This is a genomic window from Paenibacillus sp. FSL R7-0340, from assembly GCF_038002205.1.
Classification (GTDB): domain Bacteria; phylum Bacillota; class Bacilli; order Paenibacillales; family Paenibacillaceae; genus Paenibacillus; species Paenibacillus polymyxa_B.
Genome location: NZ_JBBOBY010000001.1, coordinates 4184606 through 4203040 on the forward strand (window position 1 = coordinate 4184606; position 18435 = coordinate 4203040).

Annotated in this window: 19 protein-coding genes, 1 pseudogene and 1 other annotated feature; of the genes and pseudogenes, 7 read left to right on the forward strand and 13 right to left on the reverse strand. The window is 46.6% G+C overall.

What is annotated here, in order from left to right:
• Positions 1 to 31: 31 nt before the first annotated feature.
• Positions 32 to 742, reverse strand: a complete 711-nt coding sequence (locus MKX59_RS18295) for a DUF1361 domain-containing protein (protein ID WP_339201844.1) — start codon at positions 740 to 742, stop codon at positions 32 to 34.
• Between the two features lie 95 nt (positions 743 to 837).
• Positions 838 to 1446 (reverse strand): DUF1349 domain-containing protein, encoded by a 609-nt coding sequence (locus tag MKX59_RS18300; protein ID WP_028542799.1) that lies wholly within the window; start codon positions 1444 to 1446, stop codon positions 838 to 840.
• Between the two features lie 189 nt (positions 1447 to 1635).
• Positions 1636 to 1874, forward strand: a binding site (T-box leader).
• A gap of 43 nt (positions 1875 to 1917) precedes the next feature.
• On the opposite strand from MKX59_RS18300, the gene MKX59_RS18305 reads away from it, so the two are divergent.
• On the forward strand, positions 1918 to 3102 hold the full coding sequence (locus MKX59_RS18305; RefSeq protein WP_023988066.1) for an aminotransferase class I/II-fold pyridoxal phosphate-dependent enzyme: 1185 nt from the start codon (positions 1918 to 1920) through the stop codon (positions 3100 to 3102).
• A 176-nt stretch (positions 3103 to 3278) separates the two neighbouring features.
• Here the strand turns inward: MKX59_RS18305 and MKX59_RS18310 are convergent, their stop codons facing one another.
• From MKX59_RS18310 to MKX59_RS18325, 4 genes and pseudogenes are all read right to left on the reverse strand, one after another.
• Positions 3279 to 3839 carry a GrpB family protein gene (locus MKX59_RS18310; RefSeq protein ID WP_023988065.1) on the reverse strand — a complete coding sequence of 187 codons (561 nt, stop codon included), beginning with the start codon at positions 3837 to 3839 and terminating at the stop codon, positions 3279 to 3281.
• 42 nt (positions 3840 to 3881) lie between these two features.
• A pseudogene (locus MKX59_RS18315) lies at positions 3882 to 4031 on the reverse strand (macro domain-containing protein); the annotation flags it as partial.
• Between the two features lie 62 nt (positions 4032 to 4093).
• The gene (locus MKX59_RS18320; protein ID WP_023988064.1) at positions 4094 to 4486 is read right to left on the reverse strand and encodes a hypothetical protein; all 393 of its coding nucleotides are present in this window, start codon (positions 4484 to 4486) and stop codon (positions 4094 to 4096) included.
• 21 nt (positions 4487 to 4507) lie between these two features.
• The gene (locus MKX59_RS18325; RefSeq protein ID WP_023988063.1) at positions 4508 to 5095 is read right to left on the reverse strand and encodes a TetR/AcrR family transcriptional regulator; all 588 of its coding nucleotides are present in this window, start codon (positions 5093 to 5095) and stop codon (positions 4508 to 4510) included.
• A gap of 195 nt (positions 5096 to 5290) precedes the next feature.
• Between MKX59_RS18325 and MKX59_RS18330 the strand changes: the two genes are divergently transcribed.
• Positions 5291 to 6526 carry an MFS transporter gene (locus MKX59_RS18330; RefSeq protein ID WP_069080864.1) on the forward strand — a complete coding sequence of 412 codons (1236 nt, stop codon included), beginning with the start codon at positions 5291 to 5293 and terminating at the stop codon, positions 6524 to 6526.
• A gap of 86 nt (positions 6527 to 6612) precedes the next feature.
• Here MKX59_RS18330 and MKX59_RS18335 read toward each other — a convergent pair whose 3' ends face one another.
• The 4 genes from MKX59_RS18335 to fabF form a co-directional block, all read right to left on the reverse strand.
• The gene (locus MKX59_RS18335; RefSeq protein ID WP_340858693.1) at positions 6613 to 7353 is read right to left on the reverse strand and encodes a zinc ribbon domain-containing protein; all 741 of its coding nucleotides are present in this window, start codon (positions 7351 to 7353) and stop codon (positions 6613 to 6615) included.
• 94 nt (positions 7354 to 7447) lie between these two features.
• Positions 7448 to 8404: a helix-turn-helix transcriptional regulator gene (locus MKX59_RS18340; RefSeq protein ID WP_053326550.1), complete on the reverse strand. Its 957-nt coding sequence runs from the start codon at positions 8402 to 8404 to the stop codon at positions 7448 to 7450.
• Positions 8405 to 8424: 20 nt separating this feature from the next.
• Positions 8425 to 8931 carry a GNAT family N-acetyltransferase gene (locus MKX59_RS18345; protein WP_028542801.1) on the reverse strand — a complete coding sequence of 169 codons (507 nt, stop codon included), beginning with the start codon at positions 8929 to 8931 and terminating at the stop codon, positions 8425 to 8427.
• Positions 8932 to 9072: 141 nt separating this feature from the next.
• The gene (gene fabF / locus MKX59_RS18350; RefSeq protein ID WP_023988058.1) at positions 9073 to 10311 is read right to left on the reverse strand and encodes a beta-ketoacyl-ACP synthase II; all 1239 of its coding nucleotides are present in this window, start codon (positions 10309 to 10311) and stop codon (positions 9073 to 9075) included.
• Positions 10312 to 10474: 163 nt separating this feature from the next.
• Here fabF and MKX59_RS18355 point away from each other — a divergent pair, with 163 nt between their 5' ends.
• The 4 genes from MKX59_RS18355 to MKX59_RS18370 all read left to right on the forward strand — a co-directional run bounded on the left by MKX59_RS18355 (position 10475) and on the right by MKX59_RS18370 (position 15531).
• Positions 10475 to 11314 (forward strand): helix-turn-helix transcriptional regulator, encoded by an 840-nt coding sequence (locus MKX59_RS18355; protein ID WP_023988057.1) that lies wholly within the window; start codon positions 10475 to 10477, stop codon positions 11312 to 11314.
• Positions 11315 to 11449: 135 nt separating this feature from the next.
• On the forward strand, positions 11450 to 13264 hold the full coding sequence (locus tag MKX59_RS18360) for a DEAD/DEAH box helicase (protein WP_068940291.1): 1815 nt from the start codon (positions 11450 to 11452) through the stop codon (positions 13262 to 13264).
• Between the two features lies 1 nt (position 13265).
• A complete protein-coding gene (locus MKX59_RS18365) occupies positions 13266 to 14216 on the forward strand; it encodes a YqhG family protein (RefSeq protein WP_053325174.1) in 951 nt (316 codons plus the stop codon).
• Between the two features lie 58 nt (positions 14217 to 14274).
• Complete coding sequence (locus tag MKX59_RS18370) at positions 14275 to 15531, forward strand: hypothetical protein (RefSeq protein ID WP_226887703.1); 1257 nt, start codon at positions 14275 to 14277, stop codon at positions 15529 to 15531.
• Between the two features lie 99 nt (positions 15532 to 15630).
• Here the strand turns inward: MKX59_RS18370 and MKX59_RS18375 are convergent, their stop codons facing one another.
• On the reverse strand, positions 15631 to 15822 hold the full coding sequence (locus tag MKX59_RS18375; protein WP_023988052.1) for a YqzE family protein: 192 nt from the start codon (positions 15820 to 15822) through the stop codon (positions 15631 to 15633).
• Positions 15823 to 16112: 290 nt separating this feature from the next.
• Between MKX59_RS18375 and MKX59_RS18380 the strand changes: the two genes are divergently transcribed.
• A complete protein-coding gene (locus MKX59_RS18380; protein ID WP_023988051.1) occupies positions 16113 to 16874 on the forward strand; it encodes an N-acetylmuramoyl-L-alanine amidase in 762 nt (253 codons plus the stop codon).
• Here MKX59_RS18380 and MKX59_RS18385 read toward each other — a convergent pair.
• On the reverse strand, positions 16849 to 17784 hold the full coding sequence (locus tag MKX59_RS18385) for a divergent polysaccharide deacetylase family protein (protein ID WP_053325173.1): 936 nt from the start codon (positions 17782 to 17784) through the stop codon (positions 16849 to 16851). The genes MKX59_RS18380 and MKX59_RS18385 overlap by 26 nt on opposite strands.
• Positions 17785 to 17909: 125 nt before the next feature.
• Positions 17910 to 18422 carry a peptide-methionine (S)-S-oxide reductase MsrA gene (gene msrA, locus MKX59_RS18390; RefSeq protein WP_028542807.1) on the reverse strand — a complete coding sequence of 171 codons (513 nt, stop codon included), beginning with the start codon at positions 18420 to 18422 and terminating at the stop codon, positions 17910 to 17912.
• Between the last annotated feature and the right edge of the window lie 13 nt (positions 18423 to 18435).

The window sequence follows — 18435 nt, forward strand, 5'->3', positions numbered from 1 at the left end:
AGCCTGTATTCATTGAATACATGTCCTCGGCCTAAACATCCTGATTCTCACTTAAAGAGATATAGATCAATAAATAAAAAATGACTGCTATCCCAAACACCAGCCAGCAAAAGGACAGCAAATGAAGCCTTGGTCCTGCATGTACTCCCCATCTCCAAATATCCGCAAGGAGCACCAGTGGCTGCAATAATACATCCCAGCTATTCCAGCGAGCAAATCTGCCAATATATACGCCTATGCTGGCCAGCCACAACAACACAAAAACTACAGCCCATGCGAGTCCACCTGAACAAACCCTCCTCAGCATATGGTGGATCACCAATACACAAAGGGATGTAAGAAAAAGGCCCAGCCCTGCTGCTGAAAAAGACGTAAATAAGATAAACCAAAATTGTGTGTTCAACCAAAAACGTGTATCAGGATTCATATCGTAAAAACGAAACGCATGAAGTAACTCAGTCACCAAATAAAGAGCATTCGGCAGAAAAAACAACCATACAATTGAAGAAAAAAATAAAAGAATACTTCTCACTTTTGTACTTTGCAGTCTGGATAAAGCCATCATTCCCAGAGTGATAAAGACCGGAACCCAGGCCAGGAATATATCCCAGTACAGAAATTGATACATCCTCGTTCCGCTTGTGGACTGTAAATACATAATGAGTCCGAAACAGCCCAACGTAGCTACAAGCAGCACTCCCAACAAACTGGGCAGCTTGTAGCCCTTCCTTCTTAACAGCAAGTTTCCATCTACCTCCTGCCTGAGTATGCGTATATACGTCTTTTCAAGCCCTATTTTATAGCGCTTTCATACTTAGAGAGAAAGCCTTTGTCTATTTACTCCACGTTTCGTATGTCCTCGGATACATGGTTTGTTATCGTCAAGGCATCAAAGGTAACAGCACAGCCCTCCCCCACCGGGGATTGAGCAACAACTCCAACTTTTAGCTGGTTAGGAACATTCATACCAAAATATCTCGCCAGCTTCCAATGCTGACCGTCTGATGAATAATGGAATGCAAAGCAATTTCCAGCTCGTGCCACTCGTAAATACGGATTGGACACGTCCATCGCCCCAGAGATACAATCATCGGATGTATCCCGAGTGACCACACTAAGAATAGATGGAGTGCTTTCAAAATATTCAAAACACAGCTTAGCCCAGTGGGTATCATCCGCCATCATCATCAAGCATCCTGAATCATAAGGCTGCTTCATATCAACACGGACCCTCGTCCATATTGTAAAATCACCTTGAAGCGTTGTATGCAAAAAGGGTGCGGACGATTTAGTCGCTGCGCCAGACGGATCCCTAAAGAAATCTGCCTGTGAAGGTGCAGAAATTTGCAAAGACTTGGAATCATCGAATCTCCACTCAGCCGGCTCATTGATCCAGCTCCAATCCGCCGGCAAAACTTCACTGCTAAAGCGTTCAAATACGTTCATATGGATACCATTCCTCTCTGGCAATATAGTCATATAACACATTGAAATCTGGGGCACAATCCCCTTGATACCACTATATACGTTATTTTCCAGTCGTCAATGATGATGATGTGTCTTTAAAGTTTATAAAAAAAAGACTTGCCATCCTGAAATGTTGTGCTTATAATTACACCTAACTTGATACGGTAACAAATTTCAATGACGAGAACGAGTAAGCTATACAGCGGATTTGCAGAGAGTTGGGGCAGGTGAAAGCCAACATTCCGAGGGTAGCCGAACGCCATCTCTGAGAAGCGGGCTGAACCTGAAGTAAGCTCTGCCGCCTTTCCAGCGTTAACCGGAACACGTATTGATGGATACGTGAACAGAGTGTCATTTCCTATGGAATGAAACTAGGGTGGTAACACGGGTATAAACTCGTCCCTTTTACAGGGGCGGGTTTTTTTGTTTTTTAAAAAGGAGGAAATCATCATGACAAATGTATCGACAGCAGTATCAATAACCGATTTTTTGACTCCAGCTGTACGGGAAATGCCACCTTCAGGCATCCGTAAGTTTTTCGAATATAGTACAGGCAGAAAAGATATTGTATCGCTTGGTGTCGGTGAACCTGACTTTGTAACCCCTCAACATGTCAGAAAGGCCTGTATCACAGCACTGGAAAATGGTAAAACATCATACACACCGAATGCTGGTCTTCCCGAGCTTCGTGAGGAGATTGCCGGATATCTGGAGAGCAGCTTCAGCACATCCTACAACCCGACAGATGAAATCATGGTTACCATTGGCAGCAGTGAAGCACTGGATTTGGCACTACGCGCCCTGATCACCGCACACGATGAAATACTCATTCCGGCTCCATGTTATATTTCGTATTCACCCATCACGTTTCTGAACGGAGGACATACCGTAACGGTTGAAACCTCTGCGGATCAGCAGTTCAAGCTGACAGCTGAGGCACTCCAAGCCAAGCTGACTCCACGATCCAAAGTGCTTATTCTCTGTTATCCGAATAATCCGACGGGTGGGGTGATGACCTATGAGGATTGGCTACCGATTGCCCGCCTGGTTGAGGAGCATAATCTTGTCGTCATATCAGACGAAATTTATGCAGAACTGACCTATGGACAGAAGCATGTAAGCTTCGCTGCTCTGCCGGGAATGAAAGAGCGCACCCTGCTCATCAGCGGATTTTCCAAAGCATTTGCGATGACAGGCTGGAGGGTCGGCTACGTGTGCGGCCCAAGAGAGTTGATTTCAGCTATGCTGAAGATTCATCAATATACCGCCATGTGCGCTCCTATTATCGGGCAAATTGCCGCAATTGAATCCCTGCGTAACGGGCTGGAGGAAAAAGATCGTATGATGGAATCCTACAATCTGCGTAGAAAATGGTTCGTTGAAGGCCTATGTCAGACAGGACTGCCATGTCACGAACCAAACGGTGCCTTCTATGCTTTTCCCTCCATTATGCACACAGGGTTAAGCTCAGAGCAGTTTGCCAAGCGGTTGCTGGAAGAAGAAGGAGTCATTACTGTACCCGGTTCCGCATTTGGCCCAGGCGGCGAGGGCTTTATCCGCTGCTCGTATGCATCATCACGAGAACAGTTGGAAATGGCTTTGGAACGCATCAGCGTATTCTTGAAACGTCTATAAATACGATTTTTCCTATCATGAAATGAACATGAGTACTGGATGAAAGTTACTTTAGCAGCTTCTGAATAAGCTTTTTCTGGTGTGCTGGCAAGCCTTCCGGCCATTCCCCTACACGGCAATAACAAATGTCGGAGATTTCGGCGCTTGGTCGGAAAGTATCCAGGAGTCCGGTCGTCCTAATCTTTAGGATGTCCGGTATTCAGAACGTTTTGCACAAAATCAGTCTTGGCCTCCGTGTATGCTTCACGATCATGCTGATTTTCCATCGCCAGCCGTCTTTTTAATACATCATATTGCTGAATCAGCTCAGGCTGTTCACGAAGTCGATTCCGAAACAATAGCTGCTGATCCCAATGCTCATCAGATTTCAGCATGAGATGCAGATGTCCCTTTCTTTGATCCTGTTCCACTTTAACCAAAAATCTTCTCCATTCCCGACCGTCCAATTCAGGTGGAACATAGTTCCAGCCTGCTGGTTGTAAAGCAGATACGACCTGTTCCAGTTGATCCCAAGATTCTAATTTTGCCATAATATCAATAATGGGCTTAGCGGAAAGATTGGGAATTGCCGTGCTTCCTATATGTTCGATTTCCGTCACCTTAAACGGCAGTAATAACTCCCGCAACTGGTGAATGACCTTTAAGCCCTGCTCTGACCAGGCAGGATCAGCATTCACTATTTTTACAGGCTCCGTAGCCCACACCGGCCAATGTTCCTGGTTTTGCTCCTCATGCATTCATGATCCCCCCTAATTTCCACGCATGTATTCTCTCATTCAGCTGATGTTCGGAAAGGCAATGCTTCGTGCATTCAGTTCTAAAGCTAATTGGAGTGCATTATGGTAGCATTTCGCCAATAGCTCCTCTTCCCGATGGTCGCCACCATTCCACACAGGACCGACAGTATGAATAACATATTCAGCATACAGTCACGTTTAATAGTTCAATTTGGGTATCCATTGATCCTGCTCCTCTTCTAAAAATCAACCGTTTATATAGTCATCTTATAGTCTCCACAGGCAATTTCTACTATATCGTCATAGGTTTTCAGCATAAGGTGCTTTAGATTTTTCCCCCGTGCACTTGCTATTGTAGCCAATAACGGCGTATCTGTAAGCTCATCAAAGCTGCTGCCCTGCGTATATTCCCGATCAGACAGGTGCAAAGCAACGTCCAGTTCAATCATGTTGAAGTAGTAGACTTCTGTGAATATCAGTTCGTAGGGCACAAAACCATCTGTTGCTTCCGCTGCCAGCCCCCCATTAATCTCTCCCTTCAAAACTAGCTCCTTCTTCGAATAATTCATATGCACATGGTCCAAATAGATCGCATCTCGTCCATACAATGCTCCAATCGGGGTTTGAACGGCCTTTATCTGTGGCATCCCTGCTTCTTCCCTTCATCTCTATTTCCCATCCAGTAATATAAGTAAAGTCGCAACCGCCTGATCTACAAAAGAGCGCGCTGGACGTGATTTCATCATCACGGTAATCCCGATTAACAAAGAGACCATCGTATGGGCCAGAGCTCGTGCGTCCATGCTAGCCTCCAGCTCTCCTGATCGTATACCGCGCTCAAGGGTTTCCTGAAAGACGGCAGAAAGATACATCTGATGTTCTCTGGTTAAAATTTCAAATCTTTCATCATGAGGGGCTAATTCTACCATCGTATTGATACAAAAGCATCCCCTATTAGGCCCATCCTCGTACTCTTCGGCCACGATTCCTCCAAAAAAATTGTAAAACGCTTCTTTTACAGAAGAATTGCTTTGTAGTCTAGAGCGTACATAAGCAGCGTGGGATTGCGTATATTTGCGCAGCGCGGCTTCGAATAATTGCTTCTTGTCTCCAAAAGCAGCGTAAATGCTAGGGCGCTGAATTCCCATTTTGGAGGTTAAATCGCTTAAAGATGTAGCCTCGAATCCTTTTTCCCAAAAAATTTGCATCGCTGCATTCAACGCTTGATCTTCATCAAATTCCCGTGGTCGAACCATAAGCAGCTCCTTCTTTTCATATCGTTCAGTATATTAAGATTGTATGATCAGGAAAAGAAACTGTCAAATATGTACATGATAAACTCTTGACATTTTATATTTGCACGAGTTATATTGACCTAAATTCATTACATACCAATCGGTATATTATACTCAACGGTATGTAAATTACAGAAAGCGACGTGGTATGTGAAAATGAAGACGTCAGAAGAAAAAGCGGTACTCCTCCCTCATCAAACGGTAGCAAATGCTGCCGAAACAGCCCCCATTCCCTCCTTGTCCCGATCTGTGGCACTCTTGTTTGCCATAGCCTGCGGGCTGGCTGTCGCTAACATTTACTATGCACAGCCATTGCTGGATGCGCTGGCAAACGAATTTGGCATTACGCACTCATCGGTAGGCATGGTCATTACCATCACGCAAATTTGTTATGCGTTGGGATTGTTGCTGCTCGTCCCGCTTGGCGATCTTTTGAATCGACGGCGACTGATTACAGGGCAAATGCTGCTATCCGTGCTGGCACTAATCGTGGTTAGCTTTGCTCCTACCCGTACAATACTGCTTATGGGAATGGCAATGATTGGACTGCTGGCTGTAGTCACTCAAACACTCGTGGCTTTCGCCTCTACCTTGGCTAATCCGACTGAACGTGGGCGTATCGTAGGTCTGGTGACCAGTGGAGTCGTTATCGGCATTCTGCTGGCACGAACCGTGGCCGGTGTATTAACTGATCTGGCAGGCTGGCGTTCAGTTTACCTTGTTTCTGCTATACTTACGCTGTTTATGGCTGTAGCTCTGTTGCGGGTGTTGCCAAAGAACGAACCCACAAGTGTGACACTTTCCTATCCGCAACTGCTCCGCTCGGTTATCGTACTGTTCGTGCAAGAACGAATTCTGCGTATTCGTGCTGTCCTTGCGCTGCTCATTTTTACGGCGTTCAGCATATTGTGGACTTCGCTTGTGTTACCTCTCAGTGCCCCGCCTCTATCTCTTTCACATACAGCCATCGGAGCCTTTGGCCTGGCTGGAGTCGCCGGGGCATTAGCAGCAGCACGAGCAGGGCGTCTTGCCGATCAGGGCTTGGGACAACGGACGACGGGTATCGCACTAGTTGTATTGCTGCTATCCTGGTTACCTATCCGCTACACCGAGCATTCTCTGTTCGCTTTAGTTCTTGGCGTAATACTTTTGGATTTGGCCGTACAGGCTGTACATGTCACCAACCAAAGCCTGATTTTCAATGTTCGCCCTGAGGCACGGAGCCGACTTACTGCAGGCTACATGATATTTTATTCCATCGGTAGCGCCACCGGGGCCATTGCTTCCACTCATATGTACATCTATGCCGGATGGAACGGGGTGTGTCTATTAGGAGCTGGTGTCAGTGCTCTGGCTCTCATCTTTTGGGCTGTAACTCGACGTTCAACTTGATGGGGAGACTGCTATTGATTGAATCAGAAAAAACCGCTTGGTCCACAATAATGGCCAGGCGGTTCTCTTCTGTCACGACAAAATCATCACTTGATTGCAATATAAATCAAAACAGGTTCATCAGGACTGCCGTACACTTCAAAATCACCTGTGTATGTCCGCTCCCCTTGTCCCGTGGCAGCCCACTCCCAGATCGTCTGCCATACACGGAAGACAGAAGAGGGTTCCTGAGTTGCCTGAAAAATGGCGTAGCGTGCAGCCGGAATGACAAGTTCTTCAAGGTCATCAGGAGTCTGGAAATCAACAGCCACTTCCTTCCCGATAAAAAATGTATACTCGCCCAAAGCTCCATTTTCATAGTCAGTATAACAACCATAGACAGAAGCATGTCCTGCTTTTTCCTTTATCCGACCAGGCACGTCCTCACTCCAAAAACGTTCCCACATGCTTGGAATGATCCCGTGAGATGTTTGTTCATTCTGATTACTTGTACGTGCTTTCAACCCAATCAAACGGATCTCACCTCGATATTCTTCCCGAATGGGTCCATCCAGTGTAAGCCCCGTATCCTCTGAGGACCGCCATCGTTTCAAAAACGGCAGGTAATTACGCAGCATCGAAGTCGCTTCTTCTTCCTGCATCCCCTTCTCTACCAGGAAAGGCACAGACTGCTGAATCATTCCCTCCATAGTCAATTCAGGCTGTACAAATTCGCCTTCCTTGTAACAATACTTGCAATACTCATCCGTTTTATGATGTTGTGCATCCGTTCCATATTGGTCCTCATGCTCCAACGGCATCCCGCAACTTTGACAAGCTTTATCCATCCTCGTAAATCCCCTTTCGCTAACTGATATCAGGTATGCCACCAGTATAACGAAACAAACCTGACAACTATGGGTCAGGTTTGTTTTACTTAATCTAAGATGATTCCCGAACTTCTTCATAATTAGACGCAATACTCAGCGCCATCTTATGAATCTTGTCTCGCAAATGGGCTGGTTCCTTGACAACCACATCCGGTCCCAGGCTTAAAATAAATCCGTACGCCCATGCATCCTCAGGAAACGGGACCGAAACCGTATAGATCCCTTCCTCCTGCTCGGTCAATGCTTCTACGCCAAACCAGTCCTCCGCCAAATGCCTTGAATTACGGTTAAATTGTAGCGTAAATGGTTGTACGGCTCTGGATGCCTCCATCCGTCCCTCATTCCACGGCAGCACTTCATAAGAAAGGTCCCTGCGAGCAAAAACTGTCTCTGTAACCACAGGGTCACTCATGCGGGAGAGTTTGAATAGACGAAACTGCTCCCTATCGGGACAATACGCATATACAAACCATTGTTGTCCTTTCAGAACGAGCGTATGCGGTTCAACATTCCGTTCCGTTATGGCTCCTTCCGCATTTCGATAGGTAAAAGCGACAGTACGCGCTTGGCTCATTGCTTCTTTCACCTTTTTCAATTTGCCTTCCTGTGCAGCTTGATTTCCCCATCCCGAATGATCGACGATAAACTGTGTGGTACGGACACTAAATCGCTCTTTCCCGGACTCCGGCATAATACTTTCAAATTTATGAAGTAACCGCGACACATTTGGGCTGCCCAACGTCGAGGACAAACTCTGCAGCCCCATCACAATGTCCTTGACATCGTTATCCGTCAGCATACTGCGATCCAAACGGTATCCTTCCATCAGACCGATTCCCCCATTGGCTCCCTGATAAGTCACCACCGGAATACCTGCCATACTAATCGCTTCAATATCTCTATAGATCGTCCGGATCGAAACCTCATATAAATCAGCCAGTTCCTTCGCTTGTACTCTATTTTTCTTTAGCAGCAAAATGACGATAGAAAGCAATCGGTCAATTTTCATTTTTTCAAAACCTTTCACCCTTAGTAAAAATAAGCCATGAGTTCCTCATTATATTCCTGTCCGTGATATTCTAAAGCATTCTTTTCTATACCATAGGTTTCAAATCCCAACTTCCTATACAGCTTAACAGCAGCTTGATTGGTAGTTACCACACTCAGGTTAATTTGCTTCAAACCTTCCAATTTTCTACCTTGGCTGATGACTTCCAATAAAAGTTTTTTAGCGATCCCCTGACCTCGGTAGGTCGATGGTACATAAACTCCCCAAATCGTTCCTTTATGCTGCGTTTTTATTTTTTGTTCTCTTCTAAACCCAGTCATACCAGCCAGCTGATGATCCTTTGTAAATGCACCAAGTATGTAATGATCTCGTTTATTTTGTATCTGCTTCACCACATCAGATAATGGAACTCGTGCAGCTTCCTCATAGGAGGTTCCAAAAGCTTCAGGGTTCATTTGCAGGGCTTCCAGTCTCAAATTCCAATACGTTTCAGCGTCTGCTGGTTGTATGTTCCTGATTAAAATCATGGTTTCCCGTCCCTCCAAATGTTTTCCTTCATCTTACTCTATCTCTTCTCTAAAATGAATCTGTTATTCTTCGATTAAAATAACCTCAGGTGCTCTATCCAGCCGGATAGAATGCCTGAGGTTTCAATAACTCCTTACAAATTATGACTCGTAGCGCTTCAGCACAATAACCGCATTATGACCACCGAAGCCGAAAGAATTAGATAGCCCAATATTTAGTGGAACCTTGCGCGCTTCGTGAGGCACATAATCCAGATCGCAAGCAGGGTCTGGATTATCCAGATGCATGGTTGGAGGAATGATACCTTCTCGCAGGCTTTGCACAAGTGCAATCGCTTCAACACCGCCCGCAGCCCCCAGCATATGACCCAGCATGGACTTATTCGCAGTAACCGGAATCTGATAGGCATAATCACCAAAAAGCTTGTGGATTGCAAGGGTCTCAGCGACATCCCCGACAGACGTACTCGTCGCGTGGGCGCTAATCACGTCCACTTCTTCAGGGGAGATGTGAGCCGAACGAAGGGCCGCTTTCATCGCCAAGTAAGCTCCGGTTCCTTCGGGATGCGGTGCAACCATGTGATAAGCATCCGAACTGGCTCCATAACCGATGACCTCACCATAGATTTCCGCACCACGTCGGATAGCGTGTTCCAGTGACTCCAGTACCAGAATACCTGCACCTTCGCTCATGACAAAGCCGTCCCGATTCTGATCAAAAGGTCGACTTGCTATAGAAGGCTCCTCGTTACGTGTGGACAAGGCAGTCGCATTAGCGAAACTCGCCAAGGCCAATCTAGTCACCGCCGCTTCAGCCCCACCGGCAAAAATGACATCCGCATCTCCTGTACGAATCGTCCGAAACGCCTCTCCAATTGCTGTATTCCCAATAGAGCAAGCCGTCACGGGTGAAAGCGTAGGTCCCATCGCTCCAAACGCGATACTAATTTGAGCAGCAGCCATATTCGAGATCATCATAGGTACCAGCGTTGGGCTAACTCTACCCGGTCCACGATGTAGCAGCACATCTACATTGTCCACCAACGTATCCAAACCGCCGACTCCCGATCCCACATAAACACCGACACGCTCCAAATCGGTGTGATCCAGTTCCAGACCGGAATCCTTGAGTGCTTGCTCTGCCGCATATAATGCAAACTGAGTAAACCGATCCATTCGTCTAGCATCTTTACGTCCCCATTGCTTTTCTGCATCAAAATCCTGTACCAGTCCAGCAATTTGTGCTTTCAAATCGGACACATCGAATGTATCAATTTTACGTATACCTGAATTGCCTTCCAGCAAATTCTTCCACAACGTGTCCACTTCATTACCCAGTGGGGAAACGACACCCATACCTGTTATCACTACTCTTTGCATAAGCTATTCATTCCTCCTGCTCGGTGACTTACTTATAATCCTCATTCTAACCTCGTCTTATCCTATTACAAGTGTTTGTTTATCCTGGTATAATGAACACTACTATAGTAAATGCCTTATTTGCTCACTTCGGATATACCCATTGAATGGAGAGAAAATACCTATGAAAACGGAAGCACGTCTGGAAGCACTATCTGTTTTTCTAAAAACGAAAAGAGCCCGCCTACACCCACATATGGTCGGTCTCCCCCAAGGATCACGTCGCAGAACACCAGGCTTGCGCAGAGAAGAAGTCGCTCAGCTGGCAGGTGTCAGTACGACCTGGTATACCTGGCTGGAACAAGGACGAGATATTAAGGTGTCCGCCTCTGTGTTGGATGCTATTGCTGCCGCATTGCAGTTGAACACAGACGAGCGCAAATATTTGTATGATTTGGCGATTGAGGCCGGGTCTCACAGCCTTCCTGCTCCTGCAGAGCAAGCCGTCATTTCCCCCTCTCTGCAAAAAATCGTACAAGAGCTGCACTACTGCCCTGCTATTATTTCAGATCGGCGCTGTCATATTGTCGGCTGGAACGCCGCTGCTGCTCATGTTTTTATGGATTTTGCCGAGCTACCCCATGAGCAACGCAATATGATTGAACTGCTATTCACCAAAAAGGAGTTTAAAAGTCTAGCCGTGAATTGGGAACACTTTGTAAAGGGATTCCTTGCTATTTTCCGCGCTTATTACGGGCAATACGTGACAGACCCCTGGTATGCACAATTTATACAAAATATGAGCCAGGCCTACCCAGAGTTTAACGAGCTTTGGAATCAGAGCGAAGTAAGCTCCGCACCGGAGGTGCTCATTGAATTTCGACATGCCAAGGCTGGCAAAATGCTATTTGACCTGACTTCTCTTCAGGTACAAGGCAGTGTTGATCTCCGTTGTAGCATTTACACCCCCAATGCGCAAACCTCTACGGAAAGTAAACTCCAAAAGTTAATGGAAGGCAGCTAAAGGATTTCATCCCTCCTGTTATGAAGATATCTTTTTCCGTCCATACTACATCTACGATCTGTGCTAAATAGATGCCACATATGTGACAGAACCAAGAGCTTCAACTGTGCTACTACCAGGAGGGAGGGAATCATCATGAAAGCCAAATCGACAAGTTCCCCGCATATACACAATCAAGCGCCACTGCCTGTTCCGGTGCAATTTGATCGAAGCTGGCAGGATGAGCTGGACCAACGCCTACGCAAAGGTGGCCCTTGGGGAGATTGGAATCTGTATCAGCTGGCCATTGAGGCTGAAAAAGCCAAGCTGGTGCCGAGCTTCGATGAGCTTCAATGTCTACAGCATTTGCAAGACCTCACTCCACTACCCCATCAGCTGGATACCGCTCGGAAGGTACTGTTTCAAATGTCCGGACGTGCCATTCTTGCCGATGAAGTCGGCCTAGGCAAAACGATCGAAGCTGGAATGATCCTAAAAGAATATCTGGTTCGCGGGCTGGCTTCCAAAGTGCTTATTCTTGTACCCGCATCCCTGGTCCTACAATGGGTGCGTGAGCTGAACAGCAAATTCGGTATTCCCGCTGTCGCCCAGAAGAAAGCGTATTCTTGGTCTTCCGAGGTCGTCGTGGCCTCTATGGATACCGCCAAGCGGGAGCCCCATAGTAACATCCTGCTAGATACGGATTATGACCTGCTCATTATAGACGAGGCTCATAAGCTGAAAAATAAAAAGACATCCAACTACCAGTTCATTATGAAGCTGCGTAAAAAATATTGTTTGCTCCTGACAGCAACACCTGTACAAAACGATCTGTCTGAGCTGTTTAACCTGATTACACTGCTCAAGCCCGGTCAATTGGGAAGACATGGCGATTTTTCAGCCAACTTTGTTGTAGATAAACGTTTGCCTAAAAATGAAGATCAGCTCAAGGATGAGCTGTCTAAAGTTATGATCCGCAATCGTCGCGGAGAAGGCCCGGTTCAATTCACCAAACGAAATGTTTCTAACATTCACTTGGAACTTTCGCCGGAAGAGCAAGCGCTGTACGATGGGGTGACCTCTTTTGTCAAAGAGCAATACCAGGCGAATGGCGGAAATTTAAGTAGCATGCTGTCTCTCGTCACCCTTCAACGGGAAGTGTGCAGCAGCCGGGACGCTGTGTTCGTGACGCTGGTCAATTTATCCAAAAAGATGGCCCCAGACTCTCCTCTACGCGATCGTGTCTGGGATTTGGTTGCACACATTAAAGCGATCAAGGCCAATTCCAAAGCAGAAAAAGCGCTTGAGCTTATCCGTCAGATGAACGAAAAAGTGATCATTTTTACAGAATACCGAGCCACACAGGAGTATTTGCTGAACTATTTCCGTGACCGTGGCCTATCTGCTGTTCCTTACCGAGGCGGCATGAACCGTGGACGCAAGGATTGGATGATGGATCTGTTCCGTGGGCGCATTCAGGTCATGATTGCCACCGAAGCGGGTGGTGAAGGCATTAACCTGCAATTTTGTCACCATATGATTAACTTCGATTTACCGTGGAATCCCATGCGCGTGGAGCAGCGGATCGGACGGGTACATCGACTTGGACAGACGCATGATGTTAATATTTTTAACTTGTCCACAACTGGAACGATTGAGGAGCATATCCTGCATCTGCTGCATGAAAAGATAAATATGTTTGAGATGGTCATTGGCGGATTGGACGTTATTCTGGAGAAGTTTGAGAAGAAAGAATCCATTGAAAAAAGTTTGTATAAAATTATGCTTGAATCCAGTAGCGATGATGAAATTCGCAAAAAAATGCAAAATCTGGGTCACTCGCTGGATTCCATCAAACAGGAAATGGAACAACTGCGCACAGACCAGCCAAACACCGAGAATTTATTAGGCTTAGCAGGCAATACGGTTCCTCCAGGCAAAGCTCGACGCAGTGTGAAGGGAGGTCGCTAGTTTGACCATGAATGCACAGCAAGTCCAGCGCTTTGTCCACACCTATCTGGAAGCTACCGGATGTAGTGTCATCGAGAGGTCGCCCCACCATGTAACCGTCAAGCTTTCTCCAGAAGCGGATAAAGCCCTAACAAACCGCCCCTACTATTGGGGATACGTAGAGCGTACTGGCGTTCCAGCGCAGACGATGTCCTTCACTTTCATCTTTGATGGGGAAGCCTATCGCACAGAACAGGAACGTTTAGCGGATCATACGCCACCAACTCCAGCATCAGGCAACGCAGCACAGGATCAGGTCATGGGGCGTTACTTCGGTCATGTACCAACGTTACCACAATTAGGACCTGGACGTATTTTGCAGGAGGAGCTTCGATATGGAAGCCGTCGGCTGCATCAAATTTTTGAAGCCGCACGAGATGGAGGGAAATATGTTTATTTGTTTGAGCAGCCTGATGCCCGTCAGCTGTCTGCCCGCTCTCCCGTAGTCTATGAAGCTTGGCTCAGCATTTGCTATAAGATTGAATTCGCCTGCGATTTGAAGCGTGAGGAACTTCAGTGGCTAGGTATTTCGCTCAAAAGCGGCACCATTGTAACCGATTTTGGCGCCATGCTCGAAACCCGGCAGCTAAGCCCGCTGCTGGCGGGCAATATGCATGTACAGCCTGCCAAGCTATCTGTCCCTGAAGCTTCCACCTCGCTTGAAAGCTACATCACTGAACAACTCCGTCAGCAAGATTATGGTTGGGCTGAGCAGGCGAAGGAACGATTGCGCGAGGAATTGGAGGTTATTGACCACTACTACGATGATCTAATCAAAGAGCAGAAAGAGGAAGAGGATAAAAAAGAAGCCATTTCAGAGCAGCATCAAGCCCGCCGTAAAGAAATGGTATGGCAATATGAGCCAAAGGTACTCGTATCCGCCATTAACTGCGGGATATTTCATCTGCGGTAACCGATATCTCTCGCTCCTTCGCAGGAAAGTTGCAGAGGTATCGTCAGCTTGTAACATCTTGCTTCAGCCTACATCAGTTTCCGCTGCTGTAACCACAAGTTTGGTTAAACATGTCTCCTATGTATCGACAGCAAAAAACGAACCTGGATACGACATTTATGCCGACAAGGTGCAGCAGTCTTTTTATCGGACAGGCTGTATGCTGGATAAAAAAGAATGCCTCCGTCGGGCAATCAAGCCGACAGAAAGGTGGATTACATTGAATAAGAGTCATTCCGGGCACTATAGCATAGGTATGATCGCAGCTGTTCTGATCGGCCTGTCCGCAGTCTGTCCGTTCACTTCCATTCATGCGGCTCCCTCAGCCGCACAAGGCAACAATTTAAACTCGGTGTCTCTCTACAACGAAAGCTCGTGGGTTCCTCCATTGAATTCCACGAGTCCTATTCCCCCTTCCCCAGGTGACGTTTCAGCAAGTTTTCCTACTGAGGAGCAAGGCGTGCCCGCAGACGTAAAACAGACTGCGGACAACACGGTACAATCCCTATCATCGCAGCCCCCTTTTGCCTCGTGGAAAGATGCTGAGCTTAGCTATCATCCGCTCGGACCTGGAACCCATAGTTGGCTTGTTCAAGTAAACCGTGCGGGAGAATACATCGGCTACCTGATTATCGGCTCAGACTCCAATGGCGCATATCAACTCAACGAATACGGGAATGGTCCGGGCGGGCCTTATAGTATGGCTGTACTTCGTCAATCCCTGGTGTCGCTCACAGATACTGATCTTTCATCTATCGACAAGCTGCAAATCACACCTATGTATGAGGAACCGCTACTAGCCTACTGGCTGGTGCGTTCCTCTACAGGCAGCGAAATATGTATTGATGCTGTGACTGGCGATCCGTTACCTGTAGAAGTGGCAGATGGGAGTTGGAAACATAAGCTCCAGAACAACGCATTCTCTTTATCTGTACCCTTTTTGAAAACAAAGGCGCAAGCGGTTACGGTCTCGTCTGCTCCTTTTGATCCCTATGACGATCTGGGTTGGCTTCAACCCAAGCAAAAACTTTCTGTCCGTAACACAGCCCAATTTATGGATACACTGAGTATTTCACCGCGTATTATATTTTCTGCCACAGGTATCAATTTTGCCTTTGGAGGTCCCTTATCCATTAGTGGGTATCAGTCCTGGATATCCCCAGATCATCCGTCCCAACCCAATTTATATGCGTTAACCTACCATCATGGACTGTCCCGATTTGTACCATTAAAACAGTTATTGTCAGCTGGTGAATTTTTTCGTTTGGACTCTTAGTTATTAAGAAACACGCAAAATGATTCGGAATGATCCCTACAACACAAAAAGAGACCTCAAATGGCATCCCCTATGCCTCTTGTGGTCTCTTTGGCGAGTTTAATGTCGCTCTCTTCGTTCTCTGCGTGTGGATTTCATCCACATTTTCAGAGCCAGAGGCAACATGCCAAACCATTTGCTCACCCACGGCTCTCTGGCTTGTTTTTGACTGCGTCGAACATCACGCGGCGTTTCCATATAGCGAACAATTCGCTGCGTAATATACGTCACCAGTTCGTCACTCTTCGCCATCCTCCATGACCTCCTCTATTCTGCCCCTATCATGTCCATTCACATTGCTTGGAAATATCGGATTTACACGTTAGGTGCAGATACAACTAGCTTGCTCATTTTCCAAAAGGTCTAACCCCTGTGGGAATAACTATGCATGGTTTCCCTTAAATGGAACATACTATCTTCAACATAACAGTTACCTCAAGGCTAATTGTTATGTTTGAAGGCAGCTACGTTGCTTTAGGTTTGATGTCTGTTATGCATGGTTTTTCAGTAAACAATCAATTCGTCCACTGGAGGAATAGAACGTGCGAAAAAAAAAGTTAAACAAGATATGGCTGAAAGGGCTGGGGTTGAGTCTATGCATCCTTTGCAGTGCTGTATTTGCCCCATTTACCTATCTAGCTGCTCAGCCCAACGAGAAAAGTAGCGAACCGAACAAGTATACAGAGGGTCCATCCAACGTACATTCGTCCTATCACGCTTTTGCCAAGCCCGTTGTCCTGATTGATGTAGGCCATGGCGGTGTGGATGGTGGAACAAGTCACAAAGGGCTTTTGGAAAAAGATATCAATCTCGCCATTGCTCAAAAGCTGTACTTGATCTTACGCTCCCAGGGTTACCCTGCTGTCCTGAATCGGGACAAGGACTACGCACTGAGTGACGATAACCGTTGGTTGCAGTCCAAATCCCGGCACCTTAAAGACCTGGCTCAACGTAAAAGTCTAACAGAACAACTGCCCACCGCTTTGGTTGTAAGCCTGCATGTCAATTGGACCAAACGTACCGAAAAACGTGGACCCATTGTGCTGTATCAGGATGAAGGCAGCAGCTATCTGTTGGCTGAACGGATTCAGCATTCATTAAACCGCTTATTTTGCATGAATAGAGAAACAGTGTACGGAAAACCCTTTTATCTTCTGAATAAAATCCAGCATCCCGCTGTAATTGTGGAAACCGGATTTATCAGTAACGAACAGGACAGAGCCATGCTTTCCGGGGATCGCGGTCAAAAAAGCATTGCTGAAGCTGTTGCCGAAGGCATTATTGCGCATCTGACGGCATGGTAGTGTTGGTGGCTGGGTCTCCAGTCCATCCCCATACAGCACGCACCAAATCGCTAATACCCACAAATTTGGCGTGCTCCTTTAGCTTGGGAACCGATGAATGAAGAGCCGAGGATGTATACATGCCAGACACGCCAACGTGCCCAATCGTTACGCATGTATCGTGCTCGTCCAGCCACTCAACCACTTTTGTAAGTTGCCGATTCACATGAGCGAGTGTATGGACATCATCCAGGAAAACATCATTGCGTACCGGTGGCATTCCCTTTTTAGCGGCAAGTTCAGGTACCACTGACCAATAATTAGTACGGCTGTCGACAAAAAATAGTCCATGCTCCTTACAAACATCAAGAACAATAGACATAATGCGTTTATCCGAAGTGACCTTGGAACCCATGTGGTTGTTCATTCCTATCGCATAAGGAACATCCTTTATGGCTGCTGTCACCTTAGCGCGTACTTCTTCATCCGTCATATTTGCCTTAATTGCTCCGGGTCCAAGCCATTCGGGCTTTCCCTGCTTTGGTTCCATTGGAAGATGGACGATGACATCATGACCACGCTTATGCGCTTCCATAGCGTCCTGCTTGGTTGTAGGCAGGAAAGGCATCACAGCAACGGTAATCTTAACGGGTAAATTTAAAATTTGCTCAGTCCCTTTCATATTATTTCCCAGATCGTCGATAATGACGGCAACCATCTTTTGCGGCACGTCCTGTTTGTCTAATGCTTTTGCAACACCAGTACTACAGACCATGAATAACATGCATACCGAAATACAGAGTACTACGGTTCTCCGTATTTTAGAGCTTGAATGGAATACAGGTACATAAGCTGGCTCTTTCCGGCCGCGAGATGCCTTTAAAGCCTTTTTTATTATGTTTCTCATGTGTAGCTTCCGTCGTGTACTCATTGCGGGTCAGCCTCCTTCTCTGTCCCTTCATTGTGTGAGTAACCTCGTCTAAATATGTATAAGGCAGATCCATGGAATACTCCCTGATCTGCCTTATCGTGCGTAGAAACTTATATTAAAGCCGCTTACCAGTTCTTATCAATAAATTCATCACGGCCTGATTGGGCCCGATCTTCCTTATAGTGCTTCACGTTTTTCTTGTGGTAATCCTGATGATAATCCTCTGCCGGATAAAAAATAGAAGCAGGAAGAATCTCCGTTACAATTGGCTTATCAAAACGTCCACTTTGTACCAACTGCTCCTTGGACTGTTGCGCAAGCTCACGTTGCTGCTCTGTATGATAAAAAATTGCGGGTTTATACTGTGTACCCCGGTCCTGGAATTGACCTTCCCCGTCGGTAGGATCTGTTTGCGGCCAATATAATTCGAGCAGCTTTTCATAAGGAAACAGCTCAGGCTCAAAAGTAATCTGCACCACCTCGTAGTGACCTGTAGTTCCTGTTTTAACCTGCTCGTAGGTCGGATCGGGAATCGTTCCTCCAGTGTATCCTGACACAATGCCATGAATGCCCGGCTGCTCCTCAAACGGAGTCACCATACACCAGAAGCATCCACCTGCAAAAGTTGCTTTCTCCATATTTCATCCAACC

Coding starts and splice junctions, on each gene's coding strand:
- MKX59_RS18300 (WP_028542799.1), bottom strand. CDS start 1,446: ATGAACGTATTTGAACGCTTTAGCAGTGAAGTTTTGCCGGCGGATTGG.
- MKX59_RS18305 (WP_023988066.1), top strand. CDS start 1,918: ATGACAAATGTATCGACAGCAGTATCAATAACCGATTTTTTGACTCCA.
- MKX59_RS18310 (WP_023988065.1), bottom strand. CDS start 3,839: ATGCATGAGGAGCAAAACCAGGAACATTGGCCGGTGTGGGCTACGGAG.
- MKX59_RS18320 (WP_023988064.1), bottom strand. CDS start 4,486: ATGCCACAGATAAAGGCCGTTCAAACCCCGATTGGAGCATTGTATGGA.
- MKX59_RS18325 (WP_023988063.1), bottom strand. CDS start 5,095: ATGGTTCGACCACGGGAATTTGATGAAGATCAAGCGTTGAATGCAGCG.
- MKX59_RS18330 (WP_069080864.1), top strand. CDS start 5,291: ATGAAGACGTCAGAAGAAAAAGCGGTACTCCTCCCTCATCAAACGGTA.
- MKX59_RS18335 (WP_340858693.1), bottom strand. CDS start 7,353: ATGGATAAAGCTTGTCAAAGTTGCGGGATGCCGTTGGAGCATGAGGAC.
- MKX59_RS18340 (WP_053326550.1), bottom strand. CDS start 8,404: ATGAAAATTGACCGATTGCTTTCTATCGTCATTTTGCTGCTAAAGAAA.
- MKX59_RS18345 (WP_028542801.1), bottom strand. CDS start 8,931: ATGATTTTAATCAGGAACATACAACCAGCAGACGCTGAAACGTATTGG.
- fabF (WP_023988058.1), bottom strand. CDS start 10,311: ATGCAAAGAGTAGTGATAACAGGTATGGGTGTCGTTTCCCCACTGGGT.
- MKX59_RS18355 (WP_023988057.1), top strand. CDS start 10,475: ATGAAAACGGAAGCACGTCTGGAAGCACTATCTGTTTTTCTAAAAACG.
- MKX59_RS18360 (WP_068940291.1), top strand. CDS start 11,450: ATGAAAGCCAAATCGACAAGTTCCCCGCATATACACAATCAAGCGCCA.
- MKX59_RS18375 (WP_023988052.1), bottom strand. CDS start 15,822: ATGGCGAAGAGTGACGAACTGGTGACGTATATTACGCAGCGAATTGTT.
- MKX59_RS18385 (WP_053325173.1), bottom strand. CDS start 17,784: ATGAGTACACGACGGAAGCTACACATGAGAAACATAATAAAAAAGGCT.
- msrA (WP_028542807.1), bottom strand. CDS start 18,422: ATGGAGAAAGCAACTTTTGCAGGTGGATGCTTCTGGTGTATGGTGACT.